This is a genomic window from Corynebacterium marinum DSM 44953 (assembly GCF_000835165.1).
Taxonomy (GTDB): domain Bacteria; phylum Actinomycetota; class Actinomycetes; order Mycobacteriales; family Mycobacteriaceae; genus Corynebacterium; species Corynebacterium marinum.
On sequence record NZ_CP007790.1, the window covers coordinates 424,237 to 449,613 of the forward strand.

At 69.7% G+C, this 25,377-nt stretch carries 27 protein-coding genes; 20 read left to right on the forward strand and 7 right to left on the reverse strand.

What is annotated here, in order from left to right:
• Positions 1-19 precede the first annotated feature (19 nt).
• Positions 20-1,882 carry a glutamine--fructose-6-phosphate transaminase (isomerizing) gene (glmS, locus tag B840_RS02095; protein WP_084602713.1) on the forward strand — a complete coding sequence of 621 codons (1,863 nt, stop codon included), beginning with the start codon at positions 20-22 and terminating at the stop codon, positions 1,880-1,882.
• Between the two features lie 2 nt (positions 1,883-1,884).
• Positions 1,885-2,508, forward strand: coding sequence for a pyridoxamine 5'-phosphate oxidase family protein (locus B840_RS02100; RefSeq protein ID WP_042620757.1), 624 nt, complete (start codon positions 1,885-1,887; stop codon positions 2,506-2,508).
• Here the strand turns inward: B840_RS02100 and B840_RS02105 are convergent.
• A complete protein-coding gene (locus B840_RS02105; protein WP_052491054.1) occupies positions 2,505-3,380 on the reverse strand; it encodes an NAD(P)/FAD-dependent oxidoreductase in 876 nt (291 codons plus the stop codon). The two genes, B840_RS02100 and B840_RS02105, sit on opposite strands and share 4 nt — an antisense overlap.
• Positions 3,381-3,609: 229 nt before the next feature.
• Here B840_RS02105 and B840_RS13665 point away from each other — a divergent pair, with 229 nt between their 5' ends.
• From B840_RS13665 to tsaE, 3 genes are all read left to right on the forward strand, one after another.
• Positions 3,610-3,858, forward strand: a complete 249-nt coding sequence (locus B840_RS13665; protein ID WP_052491055.1) for a cytochrome P450 — start codon at positions 3,610-3,612, stop codon at positions 3,856-3,858.
• A 92-nt stretch (positions 3,859-3,950) separates the two neighbouring features.
• Positions 3,951-5,048, forward strand: a complete 1,098-nt coding sequence (gene alr, locus B840_RS02115; RefSeq protein WP_042620758.1) for an alanine racemase — start codon at positions 3,951-3,953, stop codon at positions 5,046-5,048.
• A complete protein-coding gene (tsaE, locus tag B840_RS02120; RefSeq protein ID WP_042620759.1) occupies positions 5,045-5,536 on the forward strand; it encodes a tRNA (adenosine(37)-N6)-threonylcarbamoyltransferase complex ATPase subunit type 1 TsaE in 492 nt (163 codons plus the stop codon). Before alr ends, tsaE begins: the two co-directional genes overlap by 4 nt.
• 106 nt (positions 5,537-5,642) lie before the next feature.
• On the opposite strand, the gene B840_RS02125 is transcribed toward tsaE, so the two are convergent.
• Both B840_RS02125 and B840_RS13940 read right to left on the reverse strand, forming a co-directional pair.
• Positions 5,643-6,419 (reverse strand): hypothetical protein, encoded by a 777-nt coding sequence (locus B840_RS02125; protein WP_042620760.1) that lies wholly within the window; start codon positions 6,417-6,419, stop codon positions 5,643-5,645.
• Between the two features lie 399 nt (positions 6,420-6,818).
• Positions 6,819-7,544, reverse strand: a complete 726-nt coding sequence (locus B840_RS13940) for an NUDIX hydrolase (protein ID WP_042620761.1) — start codon at positions 7,542-7,544, stop codon at positions 6,819-6,821.
• A gap of 62 nt (positions 7,545-7,606) precedes the next feature.
• Between B840_RS13940 and nadB the strand changes: the two genes are divergently transcribed.
• A complete protein-coding gene (nadB, locus tag B840_RS02135) occupies positions 7,607-9,274 on the forward strand; it encodes an L-aspartate oxidase (protein WP_084602717.1) in 1,668 nt (555 codons plus the stop codon).
• A gap of 32 nt (positions 9,275-9,306) precedes the next feature.
• On the opposite strand, the gene B840_RS12815 is transcribed toward nadB, so the two are convergent.
• Together B840_RS12815 and B840_RS02145 are read right to left on the reverse strand one after the other, a co-directional pair.
• Positions 9,307-9,813, reverse strand: a complete 507-nt coding sequence (locus B840_RS12815; RefSeq protein ID WP_052491056.1) for a hypothetical protein — start codon at positions 9,811-9,813, stop codon at positions 9,307-9,309.
• Between the two features lie 67 nt (positions 9,814-9,880).
• Positions 9,881-10,531: a beta-eliminating lyase-related protein gene (locus B840_RS02145; protein WP_052491057.1), complete on the reverse strand. Its 651-nt coding sequence runs from the start codon at positions 10,529-10,531 to the stop codon at positions 9,881-9,883.
• 138 nt (positions 10,532-10,669) lie between these two features.
• On the opposite strand from B840_RS02145, the gene B840_RS02150 reads away from it, so the two are divergent.
• From B840_RS02150 to groL, 8 genes are all read left to right on the forward strand, one after another.
• Entirely contained in the window at positions 10,670-12,283 is a 1,614-nt protein-coding gene (locus B840_RS02150; protein ID WP_042622447.1) for an aspartate:alanine exchanger family transporter, read from the forward strand.
• Positions 12,284-12,355: 72 nt separating this feature from the next.
• Entirely contained in the window at positions 12,356-12,838 is a 483-nt protein-coding gene (locus B840_RS02155) for a hypothetical protein (protein WP_042620762.1), read from the forward strand.
• Positions 12,839-12,859: 21 nt separating this feature from the next.
• Entirely contained in the window at positions 12,860-13,522 is a 663-nt protein-coding gene (gene tsaB / locus B840_RS02160; RefSeq protein WP_042620763.1) for a tRNA (adenosine(37)-N6)-threonylcarbamoyltransferase complex dimerization subunit type 1 TsaB, read from the forward strand.
• Positions 13,523-13,984: a ribosomal protein S18-alanine N-acetyltransferase gene (rimI, locus tag B840_RS02165; protein ID WP_042620764.1), complete on the forward strand. Its 462-nt coding sequence runs from the start codon at positions 13,523-13,525 to the stop codon at positions 13,982-13,984. It begins immediately after the preceding gene.
• A complete protein-coding gene (gene tsaD / locus B840_RS02170) occupies positions 13,981-15,030 on the forward strand; it encodes a tRNA (adenosine(37)-N6)-threonylcarbamoyltransferase complex transferase subunit TsaD (RefSeq protein ID WP_042620765.1) in 1,050 nt (349 codons plus the stop codon). The genes rimI and tsaD overlap by 4 nt, the downstream gene beginning before the upstream one ends.
• Before the next feature lie 94 nt (positions 15,031-15,124).
• The gene (locus B840_RS02175; RefSeq protein ID WP_042620766.1) at positions 15,125-15,556 is read left to right on the forward strand and encodes a hypothetical protein; all 432 of its coding nucleotides are present in this window, start codon (positions 15,125-15,127) and stop codon (positions 15,554-15,556) included.
• A gap of 152 nt (positions 15,557-15,708) precedes the next feature.
• On the forward strand, positions 15,709-16,008 hold the full coding sequence (gene groES / locus B840_RS02180; protein ID WP_042620767.1) for a co-chaperone GroES: 300 nt from the start codon (positions 15,709-15,711) through the stop codon (positions 16,006-16,008).
• 19 nt (positions 16,009-16,027) lie between these two features.
• Positions 16,028-17,641, forward strand: a complete 1,614-nt coding sequence (groL, locus tag B840_RS02185) for a chaperonin GroEL (protein ID WP_042620768.1) — start codon at positions 16,028-16,030, stop codon at positions 17,639-17,641.
• Positions 17,642-17,715: 74 nt separating this feature from the next.
• Here the strand turns inward: groL and B840_RS02190 are convergent, their stop codons facing one another.
• On the reverse strand, positions 17,716-18,057 hold the full coding sequence (locus tag B840_RS02190; protein WP_042620769.1) for a WhiB family transcriptional regulator: 342 nt from the start codon (positions 18,055-18,057) through the stop codon (positions 17,716-17,718).
• Positions 18,058-18,380: 323 nt separating this feature from the next.
• Between B840_RS02190 and B840_RS02195 the strand changes: the two genes are divergently transcribed.
• Positions 18,381-18,974 carry a sigma-70 family RNA polymerase sigma factor gene (locus tag B840_RS02195; protein WP_042620770.1) on the forward strand — a complete coding sequence of 198 codons (594 nt, stop codon included), beginning with the start codon at positions 18,381-18,383 and terminating at the stop codon, positions 18,972-18,974.
• Positions 18,974-19,837: a hypothetical protein gene (locus B840_RS02200; protein ID WP_052491058.1), complete on the forward strand. Its 864-nt coding sequence runs from the start codon at positions 18,974-18,976 to the stop codon at positions 19,835-19,837. Before B840_RS02195 ends, B840_RS02200 begins: the two co-directional genes overlap by 1 nt.
• An 80-nt stretch (positions 19,838-19,917) precedes the next feature.
• Here B840_RS02200 and B840_RS02205 read toward each other — a convergent pair whose 3' ends face one another.
• Positions 19,918-20,289, reverse strand: coding sequence for a DUF5319 domain-containing protein (locus B840_RS02205; RefSeq protein ID WP_042620771.1), 372 nt, complete (start codon positions 20,287-20,289; stop codon positions 19,918-19,920).
• Positions 20,290-20,412: 123 nt separating this feature from the next.
• Between B840_RS02205 and guaB the strand changes: the two genes are divergently transcribed.
• The 4 genes from guaB to guaA all read left to right on the forward strand — a co-directional run bounded on the left by guaB (position 20,413) and on the right by guaA (position 25,331).
• The gene (gene guaB / locus B840_RS02210) at positions 20,413-21,933 is read left to right on the forward strand and encodes an IMP dehydrogenase (RefSeq protein ID WP_042620772.1); all 1,521 of its coding nucleotides are present in this window, start codon (positions 20,413-20,415) and stop codon (positions 21,931-21,933) included.
• Between the two features lie 165 nt (positions 21,934-22,098).
• Positions 22,099-22,512 (forward strand): hypothetical protein, encoded by a 414-nt coding sequence (locus tag B840_RS02220; protein WP_156971811.1) that lies wholly within the window; start codon positions 22,099-22,101, stop codon positions 22,510-22,512.
• Between the two features lie 35 nt (positions 22,513-22,547).
• Entirely contained in the window at positions 22,548-23,690 is a 1,143-nt protein-coding gene (locus B840_RS02225; protein ID WP_042620775.1) for a GuaB3 family IMP dehydrogenase-related protein, read from the forward strand.
• A gap of 78 nt (positions 23,691-23,768) precedes the next feature.
• Entirely contained in the window at positions 23,769-25,331 is a 1,563-nt protein-coding gene (guaA, locus tag B840_RS02230) for a glutamine-hydrolyzing GMP synthase (RefSeq protein ID WP_042620776.1), read from the forward strand.
• Positions 25,332-25,377 lie beyond the last annotated feature (46 nt).

Here is a 25,377-nt window from a genome sequence, read left to right on the forward strand (position 1 = left end):
TTCGTCTACGATTTCCCCCATGTGTGGAATCGTGGGATATGTCGGTAAACAGCAGGGGTTGAGCATCGCCCTGGAGGCGCTGCGACGCATGGAGTACCGCGGGTACGACTCGTCGGGCATCGCGGTCGCGGACGGCTCGGGGATCTCCCTGGTGAAGCGGGCGGGCAAGCTCGCCAATCTGGAGGAGAGGATCGCCGAGGTCGGCGAGGACGGCCTGCAGGGCACCACCGCCATCGGGCACACCCGGTGGGCCACCCACGGCCGGCCCACCGACGAGAACGCCCACCCGCACCTGTCCTACGACGGGCGCGCGGCCATCGTCCACAACGGCATCATCGAGAACTTCGCCCAGCTGCGCGCGGAGCTGGAGGCGGCGGGCATCGAGCTGGCCTCCGAGACCGACTCCGAGGTGGCGGCTCATCTGCTGGCCCGTGCCTACAACGAGGGGGAGACCGCCGGTGATTTCCGCGCGTCCGCCCTCGCCGTGCTGGGCCGCCTCGAGGGTGCCTTCACCCTCCTGTTCACCCACGCCGACCACCCGGGCCAGATCATCGCGGCGCGCCGCTCGACGCCCCTGATCGTCGGCGTCGGCGAGGGCGAGATGTTCCTCGGCTCCGACGTCGCGGCGTTCATCGAGTTCACGAAGGAAGCCGTCGAGCTCAACCAGGACAACGTCGTGGTCATCACCGCCGACGGCTACGAGGTCCTCAACTTCGACGGATCCGCCGCGGAGGGCCGCCCCTTCACCATCGACTGGGACCTGGCCGCCGCGGAGAAGGCCGGCTACGACTCCTTCATGATGAAAGAGATCCACGAGCAGCCTGCCGCCGTCCGCGACACCCTCGCCGGCCACTTCCACGACGGGCGCGTGATCCTCGACGAGTCCAACATCTCCGAGACGGACCTGAAGAGCATCAACCAGGTTTTCGTCGTCGCCTGCGGTTCCGCCTACCACTCCGGCCTGCTGGCCAAGTACGCCATCGAACACTGGGTGCGCATCCCGGTCCAGATCGAGGTGGCCTCCGAGTTCCGTTACCGGGACCCGGTGCTCGACGAGCGCACGCTGGTGCTCGCGATCTCCCAGTCCGGCGAGACCGCTGACACGCTGGAGGCCGTGCGCCACGCCAAGACCCAGGGCGCGAAGGTGATGTCCGTGTGCAACACCAACGGCTCGCAGATTCCGCGGGAATCCGACGCGGTGCTCTACACCCACGCCGGCCCCGAGATCGGTGTGGCGTCCACCAAGGCATTCCTCGCGCAGGTGGCCGCGAACTACATCGTCGGTCTTGCCCTGGCGCAGGCCAAAGGCACCAAGTACCCGGACGAGATCCGGGAGATCTGGGACGCGCTGGAGGAGATCCCCGCCAAGATCGAGCAGCTCCTGGCAGTGAAGGGACAGGTCAAAGATATCGCGGATGATCTCGGCGCGGTGCGTACCATGCTCTTCCTGGGCCGCGGCGTCGGCTTCCCCGTCGCTCTTGAGGGTGCGCTGAAGCTCAAGGAGCTGGCCTACATCCACGCGGAGGGTTTCCCCGCCGGCGAACTCAAGCACGGCCCCATCGCGCTGATCGAGGACGACCTGCCGGTGGTCGTCGTGGTGCCCTCGCCGCGCGGCGTGAAGCTGCTGCACTCCAAGATCGTGTCCAACATCCAGGAGATCCGGGCCCGCGGCGCGAAGACCATCGTCATCGCGGAGGAGGGCGACGAGTCGGTGGAGCCCTACGCCAACTGGCTCATCCGCATCCCGGCGACCTCCTCCATCATGCAGCCGCTGCTGGCCACCGTGCCGCTGCAGTTTCTGGCCGCGGACATCGCCCGGGCGTGCGGCAACGACGACATCGACAAGCCGCGCAACCTGGCCAAGTCGGTGACGGTGGAGTAGCCGTGCCGGAGCAGAGGAGGACCACCTACGCCGACCTCGCCTTCGGGCCGCGGGTGCGGGCGCGGCAGCGGGAGGTCGGAGCCGACAACCGGATCGACCCGCCGGGGGACGCGCCTTTTCTTCTCGACGGCCGCGACCGCCGGCTTATCCGGGAGGCGGACTTCTTCCTGCTGTCCACCGTCACGGAGGCCGGCTGGCCCTACACCCAGCACAAGGGCGGGCCGCGCGGCTTCGTGCAGGTGCCTGACGGCCGCACGCTCGTCTTCCCGGATTTTCCGGGAAACAGGCAGTTCGTCACCCTGGGCAACCTCGACGCCGGCAGCCGAGTGTGCCTGTTCTTCGTGGACTTTCCCACCCGGCGCCGGCTCAAGGTCTTCGGCCGCGCCCGCACGGTGGAGGCCGCCGACGACCCGCAGCTGATCGCGCGCCTGGGGGAGGTACCTGGCATGCCGCGCCGGATCGACCGGGCCGTGATCGTGCAGGTCACCGACGTCGACGCCAACTGCTCCCGCAACATCACCCCGCGCTGGGACGGCGCGGCGGTCGACGAGCGGATCGACCTCTACCGCCGCGACATCGCGGAGCTGAAAGCCGAGGTGGCCCGGTTGCGCAGTCAGCTGGGTTAAGCCGTCGCCGCCTCGGTCGCGGCCAGCCTGTGCAGGCGGGGGATCTGCATGCGCATGTTCAGGGCGGCGGCGGTGCCGGACTCGGGCCAGTGCAGCACCGCCGAGCGCTCATCCAGGGAACCCTTGATCACCGCCGGGTTGGTGCCCTGCGGGATGGGGCCGGACATCTTGAGGTTGAGGCCCCACTGGTCGGTCCAGAAGTAGGACTGGAAGTCGAGAGGTTCGGCGTCATCGCCCTGGATCAGCGACGCGGCGGCGACCTTGGCCTGCTCGATGGCGGCGGTCCAGATCGGGGTGCGGCGCGGACCCTGACCGTGGTCGATCCACACGACGTCGCCCGCGGCGACGATGGAGTCGGTGACCCGGCATCGCCCGTCGGCGATGAGGCGGCCGTCGACAAGCAGCCCGGAACCCTCGATCCAGGCGGTGTTGGGCAGGTCGCCGGCGGCGGTGATTACGATGCCGGAGTTGAGCTCGGTGCCGTCGGCGAGCGCGACAACCATGCCCCCGTCGTCCTCGCGGACAGAGGCGACCAGGGAGTCGATGACGTTCAGCCCGTGTTCGAGGGCGGCCTGGGTGAGTATCCCGCCGAGCAGGGGGCCGAGGTGCAGTTCCATCGGGGTGCCCGGGTGGACGAGGGTGACGTCGCAGCCCAGGCCCACCGCGCCGGAGGCGACCTCCATGCCCAGCGGGCCGCCGCCGATGACGGTGACCTTGGGGCGGCCGGTGAGGCTGGCCTTGAGGCGGGCGGCGTCGTCGAGCGAACGGATGGTGTACTCGTGGGTGGAGTCGGTGAAGCGGCGTGCGAAGGAACCGGTGGCGATGATGAGGCCGTCGTAGGTCAGCTCGCCGCCGTCATCGAGCGTGACCACGCGGCCGACCGGGTCGAGGCCGGGATGGACACCACCATCACCACCATCGGCAACGCGCTGGTCCTGCTCGGCCAGAACCAGGAGCAGTTCCAGCAGCTGCGCGAGGATCTCTCGCTGGTCCCCTCCGCCCTGGCCGAAGTCATCCGCCTGCGCACCCCCGCCCCGGTCTTCGGTCGCCGCGCCAATCCCCGCCGGCTCCCAGGTTGCCCTGCTCTACGGTTCCGCCAACATGGACCCGCGCAAGTTCTACAACCCCGAGGTCTTCGACATCACCCGCAACGCCGTCGACCACATCGGCTTCGGCTACGGCATCCACGCCTGCGCCGGCCAGGACCTGGCCAAGCTGGAGATCCACGGACTGCTCACCGCCTGGGCCACGCAGGTCGAGAGCTACCGGATCGGTGCGGTCGTGCCGCGCCTGAACAACTTCACCCGCCCCTACGAGTCCATCGAGATCGCCGACATTAAGCGGGTGTAGCCGCCGCTTGTCGACGCCGCCCCGTCCCGCCCCCGCGCGGGACGGGGCGGCGTCGTCGTGACTGGCGCGCGCCGGGTGGCACAATGTCACCCATGGATCTTCTCGCCACCCGCATCGATCTCGACGCCATCGCCCACAACACCCGCCTGCTCAAGGAGCTGGTGGGTGACACCCAGCTCATGGCGGTAGTTAAGGCCGACGGATACGGCCACGGCGCCGGCCGGGTGGCGGAGGTGATGGCCGCCAACGGTGCCGACAGTTTCGGCGTGGCCACCCTGCGCGAGGCGGTCGAGCTGCGGGAGTCGGGAGTCGGCAAGCCCATCCTCGCCTGGATCTGGTCCCCGGAGCAGGATCTCGTGGAGGCGCTCGCACTCCGCGTCCAGCTCGGCGTCCCCTCGCTGCGCCATGCACAGGCGCTTGTCGACGCCGCCGTCCCCGCCCGCGTCACCGTCAAGGTCGACACCGGGCTGCACCGCTCCGGGGTCGACGAAACAGACTGGGCGGAGGTGTTCACCCTGCTGCGCGACGCCGAACACCTCACCGTCACCGGCCTGTTCTCCCACCTGGCCTGCGCCGACGAGCCGGAGCACCCGGCGAACGACGAGCAGGCCGCCGCTTTCCGGCGGGCCATCGACCTGGCCCGGGGGATGGGCCTGGATGTGCCGGTCAACCACCTGTGCAACTCGCCCGGAACCCTGACCCGCCCCGACCTGCACCACCAGCTCGTCCGGGTCGGCCTGGCCATGTACGGGCTCGAGCCGGTCGCTGGCCTGGACCACGGACTCAAACCCGCGATGAGCTGGGTCGGGCGGATCACGGTGGTCAAACCCATCCAGCCGGGCGAATCCACCAGCTACGGGCACACCTGGACCGCGACGGAACCGGGCTGGCTCGCGGTCGTCCCGGCCGGCTACGCCGACGGAGTACCCCGCTCCTGGCAGGGAAAATTGAGTGTGGGCATCGGCGGCAAACTCTATCCGCAGGTCGGGCGGGTGTGCATGGACCAGATCGTGGTGGACCTGGGCGCCAACGAATTCGGCGTCTCCCCGGGGGATGAGGCCGTCCTCTTCGGGGAGGGCGGCATGAGCGCCGACGAGCTCGCCGCCGCCACGGGCACCATCAACTACGAGATCATCTGCACCCCGGCCGGGCGCACCGCCCGCGTCTACGAGGGCGGGGTGCAGCTGTGAAGTCGTCGTTCCCGCGGTCGGGATCGCGCGAGCTGGGCACCGCCGACGGGACCCAGGCTTTCGGGGAGGAGCTGGGCCGCGCGCTGGAAGCCGGCGACGTGGTCATCCTGGACGGCCCGCTCGGCGCCGGCAAGACCACCTTCACCCAGGGCATCGCCCGCGGCCTGGGGGTCAAGGGGAGGGTGACCTCCCCGACGTTCGTCATCGCCCGCGAGCACCGTTCCACCGTCGGCGGTCCCGCGCTCGTGCACGTCGACGCCTACCGGCTGCTCGGGGAGGGCTCCTCAGGGGACCCGCTCGGCGAGCTCGACGCGCTGGACCTGGACACCGAGCTTTCCGACGCCGTCGTGGTCGCCGAATGGGGCGGCGGCCTGGTCGAGCAGATCGCGGAGGTGTACCTGCTCGTCCGGATCGACCGGGAGACCGCGGTCCTGCGCGACCCTTCGTCCGAGGCCCGGATCTTGACCTGGGAACTCGTCACGGACTGACAGCCGGTCCCCTCCAAGCCGGAAGCAGGCCGGAGAGGGCGGAAACGGGAAAGCGCGGCACGGACCTCTCGGTCCCGTGCCGCGCTGACGCGGTTTTACGTGGTTGTTAGTTGGCGCGGCGCTTGAGCAGCAGGCCGGCGCCGGCGGCTGCGGCCAGCAGGCCCACGGCCAGCGCGGTCAGGGTGCCGCCGATGCCGTTGTTGGCCAGCTGCATCTGCTGGGCGGCCGGGGCGGGAGTGACCTGCTCTGCGGAGGGGGTGACCGCGGCCGGAGCGGCCCCGGCGGCCGGTGCCGGGGCATTCATTGCCTGCTGCTGAGCCAGGACCTTGTGGTCCACGAAGCCCGCCTGCTGGTTGGAGGTGCCGGAGCCGCTCTCGTCGCCGGATGCGCCGGAGCCGCTCTCGTCACCGGACGCGCTGTCATCGCCGCCCGCGCACGGAACCTCTTCGCGCTCGGTCCAGGTGCGGCTCTCGGTGACCTCTTCCTCGACCACGGTGAACGTGATGATCTCGGACACCTGGTTCTTGGAGTAGCTGAAGTCGTAGGCGGTCGCGGTGTACTCGCCCGCCGGTGTGCCCGCAGGGATGTCGGCGGTGATGATCCCGCCGCCCTGTGCCTGGTCGTCGGAGGTGCCGGAGGCACCGGTGTGGTCGAAGGTCCAGCCCTCCGGGCCCTCGACCTCGCCGACCTGCCAGTCCCCCTGGTGTGCGGCGGGCTCGGCGACGGTGCGGGTGCCCACGACCTCCTCCTGGGTGACGACCTCTTCGATGTAGCACTTGTCCCCGATCTCGAGGATCTCGGCGGCGAAGGCGGAGGGGGCGAGGAGGGCGGAGGCAGCGATGGATGCGCCGGCGGCAGCTGCTGCGATACGGGGGGTGAACATATTTTTCCTTTGTGAGGGATGGGTGTCGGTTGGGTTTTCGCCGGGGTCGGACCCTTTGGTGGCGGCCGCAGACTGATGCTGCTGTGACTGGTGGGACTTGCTGCGCTTCAAACGGTAGGTCACTTCAGCCGGGAAAGGCGGCGGAGGGGGGAGGGTGCTGAAGAAACGTTAAAAGATAATATCTTTTTCAACCCTTTCTGGGGGTAAATTGGGTGATTCTTCCGGATTTGATGTGCATTTTTTCCGAGCGTCACGATCAAAATGTGACTGCAGGGAACTGTGCGACTCATGTGGCGTCAGGTGGTCATACTTTAAGTGATTGTAGGGGCTTGGGTAGTCAGGGGAGCTCGGATCCTCCGCCGTGCGGAGGTGGGCCCCGTCTGGCCGAGGCGGGACCCCTCAGGGCCGCAGCACGGCGAAGGGGTCAGTGACGGTGAGTTCGCGGCGGGTGAAACGGTGCAGCTGAGCCGGACGGCCGCCGCCCGCGCCGGGGACGGCGCGCTCCCCGGTCGCCGCGAGCTGCCCGCGCCGGGTGAGGATGCGTTGGAGGTTGGTGGCCGAGACCTCGTGTCCGAGCACCGCCGAGTAGGCGTCGCGCAGCTGGGCGAGTGTGAAGGTTTCCGGCGCCAGGGCGAAGGCGATATTGGTGTACGAGAGCTTGGCCCGCAGCCGTTCCGCCGCTGCCCGGGTCAGCTCGCCGTGGTCGAAGGCCATCCCCGGCAGCTCCGCCACCGGCAGCCAGGCCAGGTCGTCCCCGGGGCCGGGTGTCCCGGACCAGGGGAGGAGAGCGAGGAAGGCGGTCGCGATGGTCCGGTCCCACGGGTCGCGCCCGGGTGTGCCGCGGGTCTCCAGCTGCTCCAGGTGGGCGGGGGCGGCCACTCCCGTCCGCTGCGCGAGGTGGCGCAGCACCGATTCGTCGAGCGTCTCGTCGACCTCGACGGGGCCGCTGGGCAGCGCCCACCCTCCCTCGAAGGGAGGGCGTCGCCGCCGGTGGGCCAGCACCTCGAGCCGGGGTGGGGCGAGGTCGGGGAGTCCGACCCGCAGGACCACCGCGACGGCCTCGTGGCGGAACTTGGCCACGCCCCGCGGGTCGCGGAGGGGGCCGGGGTTCCTGGGGCTGTGCACGAGCCGGATGCTAGCATGTGACCCAGTTTTCGACTGTCGGTCGAAAACCCTGAGGAGGAGCAATGACACCCATCCGCACCACCGGCCTGCTTCCGGTGCCCGAGCCCACCTGGCGGCGGTCCACCGGAGTGGTCATCGTCGGCTCCGGTGCCGCCGGCCTGACCGTCGCTGTCCACCTCGCCGAGGCAGGCATTCCCGCCGTACTGCTTACCCGCGCCACCGACCCGGCCGAATCCGCCACCGACTGGGCACAGGGCGGGCTGGCGGCGGTGTGGGACGCCGCCGACACCGCCGAAGCGCACATCGCGGACACCCTCACCGCCGGGGCGGGGCTGTGCGATCCGTCGGCGGTGCGCACTCTCGTCGAATCGGCACCCGGGGTCGTGCGCCGCCTCATCGAGCTGGGCGCCCGCTTCGACCGGGCGGGTGGCAGCTACGACCTGCACCTCGAGGGCGGACACAGCGCCCGCCGCATCCTCCACGCTCGCGGTGACGGCTCGGGCAGGGAGGTCGAGCGCACGCTCCTGCACGCCCTGCGCCGACGTCTCGACCAGCCGGGCTGCAGCGTCCGGTTGCGCACCGGCCTGCGGGCCGTCGACGTGCTCACCGACGCCCGCGGCGCCGCGTCCGGGGTGCGCGTCCGGGACGGGGCCGGCGCTATCGGCGAGCTGCTGGCGTCCACCGTCGTACTCGCCACCGGCGGGGCGGGGCAGGCCTGGACGTTGACCTCCAACCCCGCGGTGGCCACCGGCGACGGGCTGGCCATGGCGTGGCGGGCAGGCGCGGCGGTGCGCGACCTCGAGTTCACCCAGTTCCACCCCACCGTTCTCCACCGCCGCGCGGGCCAGCCCCGCACCGGCGGGCGCGACGTCCTCATCTCTGAGGCGGTGCGAGGGGAGGGCGCCGTCCTCGTCGACCATGCCGGCCGCCGCGTCATGGCGGGCGTGCACCCGCTGGGCGACCTCGCCCCGCGCGACGTCGTTTCCGCCGCGATGCACGCGCACCTGTCGGCCACGGGGGAGGAGTGCCTGCTTCTCGACGCCCGCCACTTCGGCCCGGCGGCCTGGGAGGAGAAGTTCCCCGGCATCCTGGCGATGCTGCGCGAACGCGGCGTTGACCCGGTGGTCGAACCCGTCCCGGTGCGCCCCGGCGCCCACTACCTCTGCGGCGGGGTCGCCGCCGACATGGAGGGGCGCACGACGGTGCCCGGCCTGTTCGCGATCGGGGAGGTTGCCGCCACCGGCGTGCACGGGGCGAACCGGTTGGCCTCCAACTCGGTGCCCGAGGCGCTCGTCATGGGCGACCGGCTGGGGCGGTGGTTGCGCGACCTTCCCCCGTTAGAACCAGGCCTGCCCGTGCCGCGCCGCGTCGTGGAGCTCACCGACCCGGCCGCCTTACCCCGGATCAACGAGATCATGGACACCCTCGTCGGGGTGCTGCGGGAGGCGGATGGTCTGGACGCCGCGGTCGGGGCCCTCGCCGACCTGCCCGGCACCACGGCGCTCGACGACGCAGCCCTCGACGCCACCGCCGTGCACACCACCGCGCTGCTGGTCGCGCACGCCGCCCGGGAACGGACGGAATCCCGCGGTGCGCACCGGCGGGCGGATCATCCGCAGGCCTCCCCGGTCTGGGAGGCCCACCTGAGCCTGCGGGCCGGGCCCGGTGGGCTCCGGGTCAGCCGGGAGCCGCTCGGCGGGTTCAGTGCCGCCGCGGTGTCGGCGGTGTGATCCGCCGGTAACCCTCCGGCGGGGTATTCCGCTCAGAGGAGGCAGCGCGCCGCCTGCAGGTAGTAGGGCTCGGACTCGCGCCCGGCGTTGAGCGTGCGGAACGTGGTGGGCTCGATGCCGCATTCGCCGCCGTCGAAGATATAGAGGATCGGGTCGGCGCCCAGGCGGCGGAGGGTGAGGCGGACCACGCGGGACCCGAGGGCGTCGGAAAGCGCGGCGAGGGAGGCGTGGTGCCACTCCTCGCTGGTGCCGGGCCAGCTGTCGCGGAGGTCGCGGGTCCGGCCGCAGACGTCGTTGAGCCGGGGGGTGCCCAGGCCGGTGGAGAAATCGTCCGGCGCCCACCTTCGGCGGCTTTCCATGCCGGCGGTGTCGGAATCCTCCAGCACCGCGAAACGGGGCATCAGGTTGTCGGTGGCGGGCACGAGCGTCGCGCCGTAGAGTTTCTCGCCGCGAAGGTGGTCGGATTGCAGTTCAAGCGTCTCTGCCAGCGCGGACGCCAGGTGGCATCCGAACGTGTCAAAGGTGTGGGGCATGATCATCGGGGATCTCCTGCCGACATATGTTTGTCAGGTCACTCTAAACCCCCTGCGCCCGAGACGCCACAGGTCAGAGGCTGTCCCCGAAGTCCCCGCGGAACGTGGCCACCAGCGTGTCGCTCCAGCCGGATTTCGGCTTGAGCCGGCCGTAGAAGAAGCGCAGGATGTCCGCCTCCTCCCACTCCAACCCGCCGAGGCGGTGGATGACGTAGTTGACCTGGGAGAGTGTGAACACCCGGCGGGGCATCGCCAGGCGGACGAGTTCCATGTCGGCGAGCGGTTCGGCACCCTCGGCGTCGCGTGCCTCGGACATGGTGCCGCGTTCCATGCCGTGGACACCGGAGTAGACGCACAGGGCGGCGGCGAGGACGGTGACCATGTACCCGATGAACTGGGGGCCCTGATTGATCATGTCCTCGTCCATGGTTTCTTCCAGGCCGACGGTGGTCGCCTTCATGTCCCGGACGGACATGCCGCCGTAGGTGTTGAAGTACAGGTTGTCCGCCAGCAGGGATGCGTCGAGCACCAGCGGGATGCCATGGACGCACCACACTTGCGAGACCTCGCGCAGGTTCTGCACGGAGAAAGGCTGCCCGCCGATGAGGCTGGTGCCGGCCTCCATACGGACGGAGGAGATGGCCTCGACGCCGCGGATGTCGATCAGCGAACGCAGCGCGTCGACGTCGAGGTTGCCCTTGAAGGAGTGGTCGGGGATGGCCAACTCGACGACCTCGCCACTGTGGGCTCCTTAAATGAATGACATCGGACAAAGACCGTCGATCGTTGTCCCACGGCCCCGGCCGGCCGGGGACTCGCCCTTCGGTTGCCTGGCCTTCCGCCCCGGAGTTCAATGGGGGGCGTGCTTGATTTCCTCGCTGCCAACCCGCTCATCGCGCTCGTGGCGATCCTCGCCGCGGGCCTGGCCCTGGGCAAGATCCGCATTCTCGGAATCTCCCTCGGCGCGGCGGCGGTGCTCTTCGTCGCGCTGGGCCTGTCGACGGCGAACCCCGACATCCAGATCCCCGCGCTGGTGTACCAGCTGGGGCTGGCCATGTTCGTCTACGCCATCGGCCTGACGGCGGGGGAGCAGTTCTTCGCCGAGTTCCGGTCCCGGGGCTGGCGCCTCACGCTGTTCATGGTCCTGCTGCTCGTCGGCCTCGTCGGTGCGGCCTACGGCATCATCCGGGTGTTGGGGCTGGGGGACCTCGCCGGCGCGGGCATGTTCGCGGGGGCCCTGAGCTCCACGCCGGGCATGGCGGCGATCGTCGACATGGTGGAGGGCGGTTCGCTGGTGGACCCGGCCCGCGCCGGGGAGCCGGTCGTCGGTTATTCACTGGCCTACCCGGGGGCCGTCATCGGTTCCATCCTGGTGGCCGCGGTCGGAGCGAAACTGCTCAAGGTCGACCATCTGGCGGACGCGGAGAAGGAGGGGCTGATCATCGCCCCGCTGGAGTGGGACGGGGTGCGCATCGGGCCGGGGGTCGAGGGGACGGTGGCGCAGTTGCCGAGGTTGGCGGGCGCCGAGATCATCGCCACCCGCATCGTCCACAGCGACGTCGACCATTCCCTGGCCGCGCCCACGGACCGGCTGCACGAGGATATGGTGCTGGTGATCAACGGAACCGAGGAGGCCATCCGGACGGCGCAACGCAACCTCGGCGGCCGGGTCACCGTGAAGATCGAGGACACCGACCTCATCTACAGCCGTATGACCGTGTCGAATCCGCGCGTGGTGGGGCGGCGCCTGCAGGACCTGGACACCGTGTCCGCCGGGTTCCGGATCGCGCGCATCCGGCGCGGCGACGCAGAGGAGGTGCCCCACCCCGGGGACGTGCTCAACTACTCCGACCGGGTCCGTGTCGTCGCTCCGCCGAACCGGATGGACGAGGTCCGGGCCTACCTGGGGGACTCCGAGAAATCCCTCGCCGCGCCGGACCTCCTGCCCTTCGCCGTCGGCCTGCTCGCGGGTCTGTTGCTCGGTGCGGTCCCGCTTCCGCTGCCCGGCGGGTCGGTGCTCTCGCTCGGCTTCGGCGGCGGGCCGATCATCGTGGGCCTCATCCTCGGCGCGCTGCACCGCACGGGGCCGCTGACCTGGACGATGCCGTACCACGCGGTGCACACGCTGAACACCCTCGGGCTGTCGCTGTTTCTGGCGGGCGTGGGCACTACCGCGGGGGCAGGTTTCCGCCTGGCGCTGACCGACCCATCCTCCCTGACCGTCATGGCGGCGGGGCTGCTCATCACCGTCACCTCGGCGGTGGTGTGTGCTGTTGCCGGCATGCTGGTGCTGCGCCTGACCTGGGACGAGTCGATGGGCGTGGCGGCGGGCGCCACCACGAACCCGGCGATCATCTCCTACCTCAACGGCCAGACGGGGACGGAGCTCGCCTCCCGCGGTTACGCCACGGTGTACCCGACGGCGATGATCGGCAAGATCGTCGCCAGCCAGGTGCTTCTACTGCTGCTGCTGTAGATCCAGCGGGCTGCCAGGAATGGGGAGTATCGTGTGCAGGTCTGTTCTCCACACCCCCTGAAGGAGCCCCCTGTGCGCCTGTCCACCACCGGCCGCTACATCGTCGCCATCGCCATCGTCGCCTGGATCGCCGTCCTGGCGCTGCTCATCTCCATGCGCCCGACGGGCAGCGAGACGCGTTTTGACACCGCCGGCTCCCTCGAGCAGGCCATCGCCGCCGCCGACACGCAGGGACTCAACATCGTCGGCCTGTCCCCGCAGGACCTGTACGGCGACGAGTGGATCGCCGCGGCCGTCGTCTGCCCCTACTCCACGACGCAGGGCATCGCCACCAACTTCGAGGCCGACGCCGCCGAGCTGGAGCTCGACGCCGCCGGCGTCCCCGAGGACACCAACTACCTGCTGCTGCGTTCCGCAGACGGCGGCCAGGCCTTCGACCGCATCGCGCGCGAGGACGTCGACCTGTGCACCGTCCCGCTCGGTGGCTACTTCGACTCCCGCGTCATGCTGCCGCTGGGCAAGACCGCCGAGGGCGGCTGGACGCTGCTGAACTAGCGTTGCTCTATCCTGGGGGGCGTGCTTGTACTGGCGATCGACACCTCCACCCCCGACCTGGTCACGGGCCTGGTGGACACGTCCACGGGGCAGACCCACGACCGGGTGATCCCGGATACGCGTGCCCACAATGAGCAGCTCACCCCCACGGTGCGGGCCCTGCTTTCCGATGCCGCCGTGGCCTTCACCGACCTCGACGCCGTCGTCGTCGGATGCGGCCCGGGCCCCTTCACGGGCCTGCGGGTCGGCATGGCGACGGCCGCGGCCCTCGGCGACGCGCTGGGCATCCCGGTGCACGGGGTGTGTTCCCTCGACGCGGTTGCCCGGCGCCTGCCCGCCGGCCCCGCACTGGTGGCCTCAGACGCCCGCCGCCGGGAGATCTACTGGGCCACCTACGACGGTGGGGCCCGCACCGCCGGCCCGGACGTGGTGAAACCCGCCGAGCTGGTTCTCCCGCACGACGTGGCGGTCGTCTCCGTCCCGGAGCACCTGGCGGAACAACTGCCTGACGCGCTGCGCGGCGTCGAGAAGCGGGACCTGGCCCCCGACGCGGCGTCCCTGGCCGCGGTTGCCGACCTGACGTCGACCCCCGCGCCGCTCGTCCCGCTCTACCTGCGTCGACCCGACGCCAAGGAACCGAAGCCGGTGCCCCGGTCGCCCGCCATCCCGGAAGTGGAGTTGTAGATGGAGATCCGTCACCTGGACTTCGAGCACGCCGCGCGCTGCGCCGAACTGGAGCAGCTGCTGTTCCCGGAGGACAACCCGTGGCCGCGGGACATCTTCGTCGTCGAGTTCGCTCAGCCCAACAACCTTTACCTGGGGGTGTTCGACGGGGACGACCTGCTGGCCTACGGCGGCATCTCGCAGCTGGGGCCGCGGCACGACCCCGAGTTCGAGATCCACACCATCGGCGTCGATCCGGAGCACCGCCGGAAGGGGCTGGGGCGGCTGCTCATGCAGCAGCTCATGGCGATCGCCGACAACCTGGACGGCGAGGTGTTCCTCGAGGTGGGGACCGACAACGAGGCCGCGATCGCGATGTACGAGGCCTTCGACTTCCACCGGATCGGGGAACGGAAGAACTACTACCAGCCCTCGGGGGCTGACGCATACACGATGAAGCGTGCCGCGAGGAGCGAAAGATGATTGTCCTGGGTGTGGAGAGCAGCTGCGACGAAACCGGCGTCGGCGTCGTCGACCTGGCTGCGGACGGCACGGTGACCATCCTGGCGGACAAGGTCGCCTCCTCGATGCAGGAGCACGCCCGGTTCGGCGGGGTGGTGCCCGAGATCGCCTCCCGTGCGCACCTGGAGCAGATGGGCCCCGTGATGCGGGCCGCGCTGGCGGAGGCGGGCGTGGCGCGGCCCGACGCGGTGGCGGCTACGGTCGGCCCGGGCCTGGCCGGCGCACTGCTGGTCGGGGCGTCGGCGGCGAAGGCCTACGCGGCCGCGTGGGACGTGCCGTTCTACGGGGTCAACCACCTGGGCGGCCACGTGGCGGTGGCCAACCTGGAGGGCGACCCGCTGCCGCACTCGGTGGCGCTGCTCGTTTCCGGCGGGCACACGCAGCTGCTGGAGGTGGAGGCGGTGGGGCGGCCGATGCGGGAGCTCGGCTCCACGCTCGACGACGCCGCCGGCGAGGCCTACGACAAGGTCGCACGGCTGCTGGGCCTGGGTTACCCGGGCGGACCGGTCATCGACCGGCTGGCGCGGCTCGGCGACCCCGCCGCGGTCGCCTTTCCGCGCGGGTTGACCAAGCGGGTGGATGAGGAGCGCGGCCACCGGCACGATTTCTCCTTCTCCGGGCTCAAGACCGCCGTCGCGCGCTACGTGGAGGCGGCGGAACGCGAGGGGCGGGTCATCTCCGTGGAGGACGTGTGCGCGTCCTTCCAGGAGGCCGTATGCGACGTCCTCACCCTCAAGGCGGTGCGGGCCTGCCAGGACACCGGCGCCGGGGTCCTTCTGCTGGGCGGGGGAGTGGCGGCCAACTCGCGGCTGCGGGAGCTGGCGCAGGAGCGGTGCGCGGCGGCGGGCATCGAGCTGCGCGTGCCGCGTTTCTCCCTGTGCACCGACAACGGCGTCATGATCGCCGCGCTGGCCGCCCAGCTCATCCACGAGGGGGCCGGGCCCAGCGAACTGACCGTGGGCACCGATCCGTCGCTCGAGGTGGAGATCCCGCTGGTCGGGGCCTGAGGGGTCCCCCGGGGTCCGGTGTTCGCCGGGCGGGGCGGCCGTTCCGGAGTTACGGTGGCCGGGACCTGTCGTTTCTCCTGGAAAAGGACGCTCCATGATCACCGGATTCCTCGTCAGCCCCGACCTCTCCCACCGCTCCATCTCCTTCGAGCTCGACCACGCCGCGCAGTTCCTGGGCGGGGTCACCGACGACCGTGTCTCGGTCGCCTTCCAGGACGACGGCAACAGTTTCGCCGCCCTGTACAACCCCGATGCCAGGGAGAGCGGCGCCGAGCCGAACCCGGTCGCCTCCCTCGGCCGCGGACACGCCGCCACGGGCGACTCGGCGTTCATCTCCGATCCCACCGCGGCCATCTCCGGCCCGGTCATTTTCGTGGGCGCGGAGGGGCAGGACATCGCCCTCGACGAGATCGAGCGGATCAAGGACGGCATCCGCGCCGTGCGCACCTACCGGGAGGACAACGAGGAGGATTACCGCCTGTGGCGGGCGGCCGTCCTCAACCTGGGGCAGTTCCGGATCGCCTGACAGAAACTGGCAGACGTGAAGGTTGAGCGCTGGCACTCAGGAAGGTAGAGTGCCAATAGGTTGTTTCACCCACAGTTGTTCACCCGCGACGACGACTGTGCTGGCACCACAACCGGCACACTCAACTCACTCAAATTTCACGGAGGAATATCGTGGCAAACGTCAACATCAAGCCGCTCGAGGACAAGGTTCTGGTTCAGATCGTCGAGGCCGAGACCACCACCGCTTCCGGCCTGGTCATCCCGGACTCCGCCAAGGAGAAGCCGCAGGAGGCCACCGTCATCGCTGTGGGCCCGGGCCGCACCGACGAGAAGGGCGAGCGCGTCGCTGTCGACGTCAAGGAGGGCGACACCGTCATCTTCTCCAAGTACGGCGGCACCGAGCTGAAGTACAACGGCGAAGAGTACCTTCTCCTGTCCGCTCGTGACCTGCTCGCGATCGTCGAAAAGTAACCGGGGGTAGTCACACCTAATGGCTAAACTCATCGCATTCGACCAGGAGGCCCGCGAGGGCATCCAGCGCGGCGTGGACACGCTCGCCGACGCAGTCAAGGTCACCCTCGGCCCCAAGGGCCGCAACGTCGTCCTCGACAAAGCCTTCGGCGGTCCGCTGGTCACCAACGACGGCGTCACCATCGCCCGCGACATCGACGTCGAGGACCCCTTCGAGAACCTGGGTGCCCAGCTGGTCAAGTCCGTGGCCATCCAGACCAACGACGTCGCCGGCGACGGCACCACCACCGCGACCCTGCTGGCCCAGGCGCTCATCGCCGAGGGCCTGCGCAACGTCGCGGCCGGCGCCAACCCGGTCGAGCTCAACCGCGGCATCGCCGCGGCCGCCGAGAAGACCGTCGAGCTGCTCAAGGCCCGCGCGACCCAGGTGTCCTCCTCCACGGAGATCGCCAACGTCGCCACCGTCTCCTCCCGCGACGAGGTCGTGGGCGAGATGGTCGCCGGCGCCATGGACAAGGTCGGCAAGGACGGCGTCCTCACCGTCGAGGAGTCCCAGTCGATCGAGTCCTCCCTGGACGTCACCGAGGGCATCTCCTTCGACAAGGGCTTCCTCTCGCCGTACTTCATCACCGACGTCGACACCCAGCAGGCAGTGCTGGACGACGCCCAGGTGCTGCTGGTCCGCAACAAGATCTCCTCCCTGCCGGATTTCCTGCCGGTCCTGGAGAAGGTCGTCGAGTCCGGCAAGCCGGTGCTCATCATCGCGGAGGACATCGAGGGCGAGCCGCTGCAGACCCTCGTGGTCAACTCGATCCGCAAGACGCTGCGCGCCGTCGCAGTGAAAGCCCCGTACTTCGGTGAGCGCCGCAAGGCGTTCATGGACGACCTCGCCGTGGTCACTTCCGCGACCGTCGTCGACCCCGAGGTCGGAGTCAACCTCAACGAGGTCGGCCCCGAGGTCTTCGGCTCCGCCCGCCGCATCACCGTCACCAAGGACGACACCGTAATCGTCGACGGTGCCGGAACGCACGACGAGGTCGAGGCACGTCGCGAGCAGATCCGCCGCGAAATCGCCAACACCGACTCCTCCTGGGACCGGGAGAAAGCGGAGGAGCGCCTGGCCAAGCTGTCCGGCGGCGTCGCCGTCATCCGGGTAGGTGCCCCCACCGAGACCGAGGTCAACGAGCGCAAGCTGCGCGTCGAGGACGCCATCAACGCGGCCCGCGCGGCCGTGCAGGAAGGCGTCATCGCCGGCGGCGGCTCCGCCCTGGTCCAGATCGCCGAGGAACTCAAGGCCTACGCCGAAGAGTTCACCGGCGAGCAGCGCACCGGTGTGCTGGCCGTCGCCCGTTCGCTGGTGAAGCCGGCCTACTGGATCGCCCAGAACGCCGGCCTGGACGGCGCCGTCGTGGTGTCCAAGATCGCTGAGCGCGCCAACGGTGAGGGCTTCAACGCCGCCACCATGGAGTACGGCAACCTCATCGAGCAGGGCATCATCGACCCGGTCAAGGTCACCCACAACGCAGTGGTCAACGCTGCGTCCGTGGCCCGCATGATCCTCACCACCGAGGCATCCGTGGTCACCAAGCCGGAGGCGCCGGAGGCTTCGGCCCACGGCCACCACCACCACTAGGTGGACGGCGGGAAGCCCGGTCCGGAACCTGACGGGTTCCGGACCGGGCTTCTTTTTGCGTTCCCCGCCGTTGGTCAGGCGTTGACCGTGGGGCGGGAGGGGGCGGCGGCCACCCGGACCTTCTGGCGACCGGGGCGGGTGCCGCGGTTGCGCAGCACGCTCAGACGCTCCGACTCGGACAGGCCGCCCCAGATGCCGTAGGGCTCCGCAACCTTGAGCGCGTGCTCGCGGCAGGCCGCGATGACGGGGCAGGTGTGGCAGATGGCCTTGGCGCGGTTTTCACGCTGGGCGCGGGCGCGGCCCCGTTCACCGTCGGGGTGGTAGAACATATCCGACTCCTCGCCACGGCAGGCTCCGTGGAGCTGCCAATCCCAGAAATCGGCGTTGGGCCCCGGAAGCAGGTGCGGCTGTGACATGTTCTCTTCTCCTCAGGTAAAGAAGTTCTAGACTATGGTGACGGAGAAACTCCCGCATCGTGTGGAGCTCTCCGGCGCATGAGGGAGTCTGTCCCCTGCGTGTGAACAGCTGGTTTCCGATTTGTGACCTTCCGGTGACCTTCGGGTGGCCGTCAAGGAAAGTAGCCGTTTGACCTGCACAAAGGTCGCAGGTTAATGAAGTGTGAATTCTTGGTGCTTCCGGAACATGCCCTGAGCGGGGGAAATAGGCCCCCTTCCGGAATCCACAGGGTATTCTGGGGCCGCCCGGCTTCCGACTACCGGGCAATCCGGAGGAGTGGGACGTGAGTGATACCGACGTAGAGCTGGCCGAACTTGTGCCACTGGCCGTCGACGGTGACCGCCGCGCCCTCCAGCGCATCATGGCAATCATCCACCCCATGGTGCTGCGCTACGCCCGCGCCAGGATCGGCGGGGGACGCACCCCCACCCCCGAAGACATCGCCCAGGAGATCTGCCTCGCGGTGGCGACGTCGATAAGCAGGTACGTGGACAAGGGGCGGCCGTTCATGGCGTTCGTGTACGGCATCGCCTTCAACAAGGTCGCCGACGCGCACCGTTCCATGTCCAGGGACCATGCGCACCCCACGGACGAGGTCCCCGACACCGTCACGGAGAAGGGCACCCCCGAGGAGCACATCCTCGAGGCGGACGGAAGTAACAGAGTGAGGGCACTTCTCGATTCACTAAGTGAGAAAGCCCGCGACATTGTCATCCTGCGCGTCTTTGTCGGCCTGTCGGCCGAGGAGACGGCGGAGATCGTGGGCAGCACACCCGGAGCCGTGCGCGTGGCACAGCACCGGGCCCTGAGCACTCTGCGCAAGAACCTGGGGGCCCAGCAGGAAACCCTGGAGCCGGAAAATAGAGGAGTCAAGTGATGAAGCGTCATCAGAAGGATGCCGACGTAGGCGACATCACCACCCAGCTGGAGCCGCTGGTGGACGATGACGCGTTCCTCACCGCGCTCTCCCGGGGCACAGACCCGTCGGACGGCGACGACGAGCTCGCCGCGCTCCTTCTCGAACTGCGCGAGGACGTGGAACGGCAGATGCCCCCCGCCCCGCTGATCGAAGGCGCGGACGAGGCACCTGTGGTCATCTCGCTCGCGGCCCGGCGCCGCGCCCGTAACGGCCGACCTTTCCTCGCCGGCCTCCTCGGCGCCGCCGCGGCGACCCTGGTCATCGCCGGTTCCGGTTCGCTGCTCTACAGCGCCACCCCGGACTCCCCGCTGTGGGGGCTCTCCAGCACACTGTTCAGCGACCGGGCCGCCGTCGTCGAGCTGGCAGGCACCCTGGAGGAGATCGACTCCCGCGCGGCCGAAGGGGACATGGACGGCACCCGCCAGCTGCTGGACGAGGCCCGCCGTGTCCTGCAGGACCTGCAGAACACCCCCGCGGACCGTCCGGCGCAGCAGCCGGCGCCGCGCGCGCCGGGTGTCACCGCCACGACGACCGTGATCCTGCCCGGCGAGCCGGGCAGCGCCGCCCCTGAGGCGCCTGTCACGGAGACCGTCACCGAGACGACCGTCCGCACAGAGACCGCCACCGCCACCGCCACCGTCACCGAGACGGTGAGCCCGAGCCCGGCGCCGCTGCGCCCCAATCCGCTGCCGGTGCCGGTGGAACCGGCCCCGACGCCCCGGCCGGTCGATCCTCTTCCCGCGGACCCCGCGCCCGTCGACCCCTCCCCGGTCGACCCGGCGCCGACGCTGGCCCCGCCACAGATCCAGGTCCCGGAGTAACGGCACCGTCGAACGGGAAACGTCCCCGCACCGGAGAAAAACAGGTGCGGGGACGTCGAGCTTTTCAGACCCGGCGCGCGTCAGCCGGCGTTGAGTCCATCGAGGTAGCCTGCGGCGTAGTCCCACGGCACATACGCCTCGACATCGGGCTCCATGGACGGCTCGTGCACGGGCGCGAGCTCGCCGGAGAGGGTGGCAGCCATGTTGGCGGCCATGATGTCCCAGTCGTAGTAGTGGAAGTCGTCGCATTCCTCGCAGAGGAAGAAGATTCCGAGGATGCCCCGCGGGGTGAGCTCCTCCTTGAAACGGGCCACGAGGGCCAGGTCCTGGGTGATGCCGGCGCGCTCCTCGTCGGACAGCGGCGGAGCGGGCTCGTCGGGGTCCAGGAAGGACGCCGGATCGTTCGGATCGTCGGCGAACGGGTCGAGCGGCATCTGCGAGTTGTAGTTCACACTGGCCACACTATTGTGGAGCAGCTCAATGGGCAATTCCCTGCCGCTAACAGCCGCGGGGGAAAGGGTACTACAGTGTAGACATTGCGGAAGCCAGCCTGTGCGTAGAAGGAGCAACATTTCATGACCCATCAGCGTGTGTCCACCGGGGGAGACGATCCGGACAAGGTGGCCCTGCTGGGCCTCACCTTCGATGATGTCCTCCTCCTGCCGGCCGAGTCCAACATCGTTCCCAGCGAGGTGGACACCTCCACCATGTTCACCCGCAACCTGCGTCTGGGAGTCCCCATCATTTCCGCGGCGATGGACACCGTGACGGAGGCGCGCATGGCCGTGGCCATGGCCCGCCAGGGTGGCCTGGGCGTGCTCCACCGCAACCTCTCCGCGGAGGAGCAGGCTGAGCAGGTCGAGATCGTCAAGCGTTCGGAGTCCGGCATGGTCACCGACCCGGTGACCTGCACCCCGGACATGACCATCGGTGAGGTGGACGCGCTGTGCGCCCGCTTCCGTATCTCGGGCCTGCCGGTCGTCGACGAAAACGGCATCCTCGTCGGTATCTGCACCAACCGCGACATGCGTTTCGAGCCGAACCCCGACCGCCGTGTCGCTGAGGTCATGACCCCGATGCCGCTGGTCGTCGCGCCGGAGGGCGTGACCAAGGAGCAGGCTCTGGAGCTCCTCTCCACCAAGAAGGTGGAGAAGCTGCCGATCGTCGACGGCGCGGGCAAGCTGGTCGGCCTGATCACCGTGAAGGATTTCGTCAAGACCGAGCAGCACCCGAACGCCTCCAAGGACGAGCAGGGACGCCTGCTGGTCGCCGCCGGCATCGGCACCGGCGACGAGTCCTGGGGCCGCGCTGGCCAGCTGGTGGAGGCGGGCGTCGACGTCCTCGTCGTCGACTCCGCCCACGCCCACAACAACCGCGTCCTCGAGATGGTGTCGCGCGTGAAGAAGGACTTCGGCGACCGCGTCGACGTCGTCGGCGGCAACCTGGCGACCCGATCGGCCGCGCAGGCGATGATCGACGCCGGCGCCGACGCCATCAAGGTCGGCATCGGCCCGGGCTCCATCTGCACCACCCGCGTGGTCGCCGGCGTCGGCGCCCCGCAGATCACCGCCATCATGGAGGCCTCCGTCCCGGCCCGTAAGGCGGGTGTCCCGATCATCGCCGACGGCGGCATGCAGTTCTCCGGCGACGTCGCCAAGGCACTGGCCGCCGGCGCCTCCTCCGTCATGCTCGGCTCCATGCTCGCGGGCACCACCGAGGCCCCGGGCGACGTGGTGGTGGTCAACGGCAAGCAGTACAAGCGTTACCGCGGCATGGGCTCCATGGGCGCCATGCAGGGCCGCGGACTGTCCGGCGAGAAGCGCTCCTACTCCAAGGACCGCTACTTCCAGGCTGATGTGCGCAGCGAGGACAAGCTCGTGCCGGAGGGCATCGAGGGCCGCGTGCCGTTCCGGGGTTCCATCGAGCAGATCACCCACCAGCTGGTCGGCGGCCTGCGCGCCGCGATGGGCTACACCGGCTCCACCACCGTCAAGGACCTGCAGACCAAGCAGTTCGTGCAGATCACCTCCGCCGGACTGAAGGAATCCCACCCGCACCACATCCAGCAGACCGTGGAGGCTCCGAACTACCACTAGCCGCCCCCGGTTTCCCGCGACAGACCGCCCTGCCATCCGATGGCCGGGCGGTCTTTCGGCGTCTGCGGTTCCGCCGGACCGCATCCACGGGCCCGAGCATGGACAACGGGCAGACGGGGGGGAGTTGGATGAGAGCCAGGATCAGGAAGACTGGAGGTGGCCCCAGTGACCGGACGCACCGCATGGACGAGGCCGTTGCTCATCATCGGAACACTCGGGCTGGTGGTCGGCACGATCGACCCGCTCGAGGGGTCGGTGCTCATCGTCGCGGGTGTCGCCCTGATCACCCTGGCGGCCTTCCTCGGCGGCAGCCGCCACCGGAGGCTGCTGGCGTCGTCGCTGGTGATCCTCGGCGCCGGTGTGGCCGGGATGTGGATCATCAGCGGCTACGGCGGGTTGGGGGTAGACACCGGGCGGTCGATGTGGTGGCTGGTTCCAATCCTGGTGCCTTACCTCCTCGGCTGGCTGCTGGCCGTCGTGGGAATTGTGCGACTGTTCCGGGAAACCTTCCGCCGCAGGCTGCAACCGGGCCGCCAGCCTGATGCGAACGGAGGCCCGAGTAGTGGTGCGGTAAAGTAGGCCTCCGATATCACCTGCGAGGATCGGAGCAGTACATGCGCGACTACGTCGAAATCGGTGTTGGCCGGGAGGCCCGCCGTACCTACAGCCTGGAGGACATCTCCATCGTCCCGTCCCGGCGCACCCGTTCCTCGAAGGACGTCGACACCACCTGGAACATCGACGCCTACACCTTTGATATTCCGGTCATGTCGCACCCGACCGACGCGCTGGCCAGCCCCGAGTTCGTCATCGAGATGCACCGTCAGGGCGGCCTGGGCGTCATCAACGCCGAGGGACTGTGGGGCCGGCACGCTGATCTCGACGCCGCCGTGGCACGTGTCGTCAGCGCCATCACCGACACCGACGAGTTCCGGGGCGGTGCCGCGGCCATCGCCGCCCTCCAGGAGCTCCACGCGGCGCCGGTGGACGATGACCTCCTCGCCGACCGCATCGGCGAGGTCCGGGCCTCCGGCGCGACCGTCGCCGTGCGCGTCAGCCCGCAGCGGGCCCGCGAGGTCGCCCCGAAGGTGATCAAGGCGGGCGCTGAGCTGCTGGTCATCCAGGGCACCATGATCTCCGCGGAACACGTGGCGGAGGGCGGCGAGCCGCTCAACCTCAAGGAGTTCATCGGTTCCCTTGAAGTGCCGGTCGTCGCAGGCGGCGTGGCCGACTACACCTCCGCCATGCACCTCATGCGCACCGGCGCGGCCGGCATCATCGTCGGCGGCGGCTCCAACACCAACCACCTCGCCCTGGGCATCGAGGCCCCGATGGCCACCGCCATCGCCGACGTCGCCGCCGCCCGCCGCGAGTACCTCGACGAGACCGGCGGCCGCTACGTCCACATCATCGCCGACGGGGAGATCGAGAACTCCGGCGACATGGCCAAGGCTATCGCCTGCGGCGCCGACGCCGTGATGCTGGGCACCCCGCTGGCCCCGGCCGCGGAGGCCGCCGGCCGCGGCACCTTCTGGCCGGCCGTCGCCGCGCACCCGCGTTTCCCGCGCGGCATCGTGGAGGACGTGCGGTCCCTGCTTCTCGACGAAGCCGCCACCCTCGAGACCATCCTCAACGGGCCCTCGACCGACCCGTTCGGCTACCAGAACCTCGTCGGCGGCCTGCGTCGCGCGATGGCCAAGTGCGGGTACACCGACCTGAAGAGCTTCCAGAAGGTGGGGCTGGCGCTCAGCCGTTAGACCTGCCGCGCGGTGGGGGAGTCCGGCCGCCGTCGGCGTCAGTTAGGACTGCGACGGCGGCGTAGTAGGATCTAATCCGTGACTTCCGCAACCCCCCGCCCCGTCCTTGTCGTGGACTTCGGCGCCCAGTACGCCCAGCTCATCGCCCGGCGCGTACGTGAGGCCCGCATCTACTCCGAGGTTGTCCCCCACACCGCCACGATCGAGGAGATCCGCGCCAAGAACCCGGCCGCGCTCATCCTCTCCGGCGGCCCCTCCTCCGTCTACGCCGATGAGGCGCCCCGGCTGGATCCCGCGGTCTTCGACCTGGGTGTCCCGGTATTCGGCATCTGCTACGGCTTCCAGGCCATGACCGCCGCCCTCGGCGGCGTCGTCGCCGAGACCGGTGCCCGCGAATACGGCCGCACCGACCTCGAGCTCGTGGACGGCGGCGGAGTGCTCCACGATGAGCTGTCCGCCACCCACAAGGTGTGGATGAGCCACGGCGACGCCGTGACCGAGGCCCCCGAGGGCTTCACCGTCACCGCGAGCTCCGCCGGCGCACCCGTCGCCGCCTTCGAGAACGCGGAGAAGAAGTTCGCCGGCGTGCAGTACCACCCGGAGGTCCTGCACTCCCCGCACGGCCAGCAGGTGCTCACCCGCTTCCTCACCCAGATCGCCGGCCTCGAGCCGACCTGGACTGCCGCGAACATCGCCCAGCAGCTTGTCGACGCCGTCCGCGAGCAGGTCGGCCCCGAGGGCCACGCCATCTGCGGCCTGTCCGGCGGCGTGGACTCCGCCGTGGCGGCGGCCCTGGTGCAGCGCGCCATCGGCGACCGCCTGACCTGTGTTTTCGTCGACCACGGACTGCTGCGTTCCGGGGAGCGCGAGCAGGTGGAGAACGACTTCGTCGCCGCCACCGGCGCCCGCCTGGTCACCGTGGACGAGCGCCAGGCGTTCCTGGACAAGCTGGCGGGCGTCAGCGAGCCGGAAGCCAAGCGCAAGGCCATCGGCGCTGAGTTCATCCGCTCCTTCGAGCGCGCCGTCGCCGGTGTCCTCTCTGGCGAGCAGGTCGACTTCCTGGTGCAGGGCACCCTCTACCCGGACGTCGTAGAGTCGGGCGGCGGCACCGGCACCGCGAACATCAAGAGCCACCACAACGTCGGCGGCCTGCCGGATGACGTGGAGTTCGAACTCGTCGAGCCGCTGCGCCTGCTGTTCAAGGACGAGGTCCGCGCCGTCGGCCGTGAGCTGGGCCTGCCGGAGGTCATCGTCAACCGCCAGCCCTTCCCGGGCCCGGGCCTGGGTATCCGCATCATCGGCGAGGTCACCGAGGAGCGCCTGGAGATCCTGCGGGCCGCGGACCTCATCGCCCGCACCGAGCTGACCGCCGCCGGCCTGGACAACCAGATCTGGCAGTGCCCGGTCGTCCTGCTGGCCGACGTCCGCTCCGTCGGCGTCCAGGGTGACGGCCGCACCTACGGCCACCCGATCGTCCTGCGCCCGGTCACCTCCGAGGACGCGATGACCGCCGACTGGTCGCGCATCCCCTACGACGTGCTGGAGCGCATCTCCACCCGCATCACCAACGAGGTCAAGGACGTCAACCGTGTCGTCCTCGACGTGACCTCCAAGCCGCCGGGGACCATTGAGTGGGAGTAAATCCCCACCGGCAAAAGCGGCGACCAGCCGATCGAGGCTGGTCGCC

What these genes read in the sequence shown, in the direction of transcription:
- rimI (WP_042620764.1), top strand. Translation starts at nt 13,523, where the DNA reads ATGGAGATCCGTCACCTGGACTTCGAGCACGCCGCGCGCTGCGCCGAA.
- tsaD (WP_042620765.1), top strand. Translation starts at nt 13,981, where the DNA reads ATGATTGTCCTGGGTGTGGAGAGCAGCTGCGACGAAACCGGCGTCGGC.
- guaB (WP_042620772.1), top strand. Translation starts at nt 20,413, where the DNA reads ATGACCCATCAGCGTGTGTCCACCGGGGGAGACGATCCGGACAAGGTG.
- B840_RS02225 (WP_042620775.1), top strand. Translation starts at nt 22,548, where the DNA reads ATGCGCGACTACGTCGAAATCGGTGTTGGCCGGGAGGCCCGCCGTACC.
- B840_RS13665 (WP_052491055.1), top strand. Translation starts at nt 3,610, where the DNA reads ATGGACCCGCGCAAGTTCTACAACCCCGAGGTCTTCGACATCACCCGC.
- B840_RS02190 (WP_042620769.1), bottom strand. Translation starts at nt 18,057, where the DNA reads ATGTCACAGCCGCACCTGCTTCCGGGGCCCAACGCCGATTTCTGGGAT.
- groL (WP_042620768.1), top strand. Translation starts at nt 16,028, where the DNA reads ATGGCTAAACTCATCGCATTCGACCAGGAGGCCCGCGAGGGCATCCAG.
- glmS (WP_084602713.1), top strand. Translation starts at nt 20, where the DNA reads ATGTGTGGAATCGTGGGATATGTCGGTAAACAGCAGGGGTTGAGCATC.
- B840_RS02175 (WP_042620766.1), top strand. Translation starts at nt 15,125, where the DNA reads ATGATCACCGGATTCCTCGTCAGCCCCGACCTCTCCCACCGCTCCATC.
- B840_RS12815 (WP_052491056.1), bottom strand. Translation starts at nt 9,813, where the DNA reads ATGATCATGCCCCACACCTTTGACACGTTCGGATGCCACCTGGCGTCC.
- B840_RS02125 (WP_042620760.1), bottom strand. Translation starts at nt 6,419, where the DNA reads ATGTTCACCCCCCGTATCGCAGCAGCTGCCGCCGGCGCATCCATCGCT.
- nadB (WP_084602717.1), top strand. Translation starts at nt 7,607, where the DNA reads ATGACACCCATCCGCACCACCGGCCTGCTTCCGGTGCCCGAGCCCACC.
- alr (WP_042620758.1), top strand. Translation starts at nt 3,951, where the DNA reads ATGGATCTTCTCGCCACCCGCATCGATCTCGACGCCATCGCCCACAAC.
- B840_RS02200 (WP_052491058.1), top strand. Translation starts at nt 18,974, where the DNA reads ATGAAGCGTCATCAGAAGGATGCCGACGTAGGCGACATCACCACCCAG.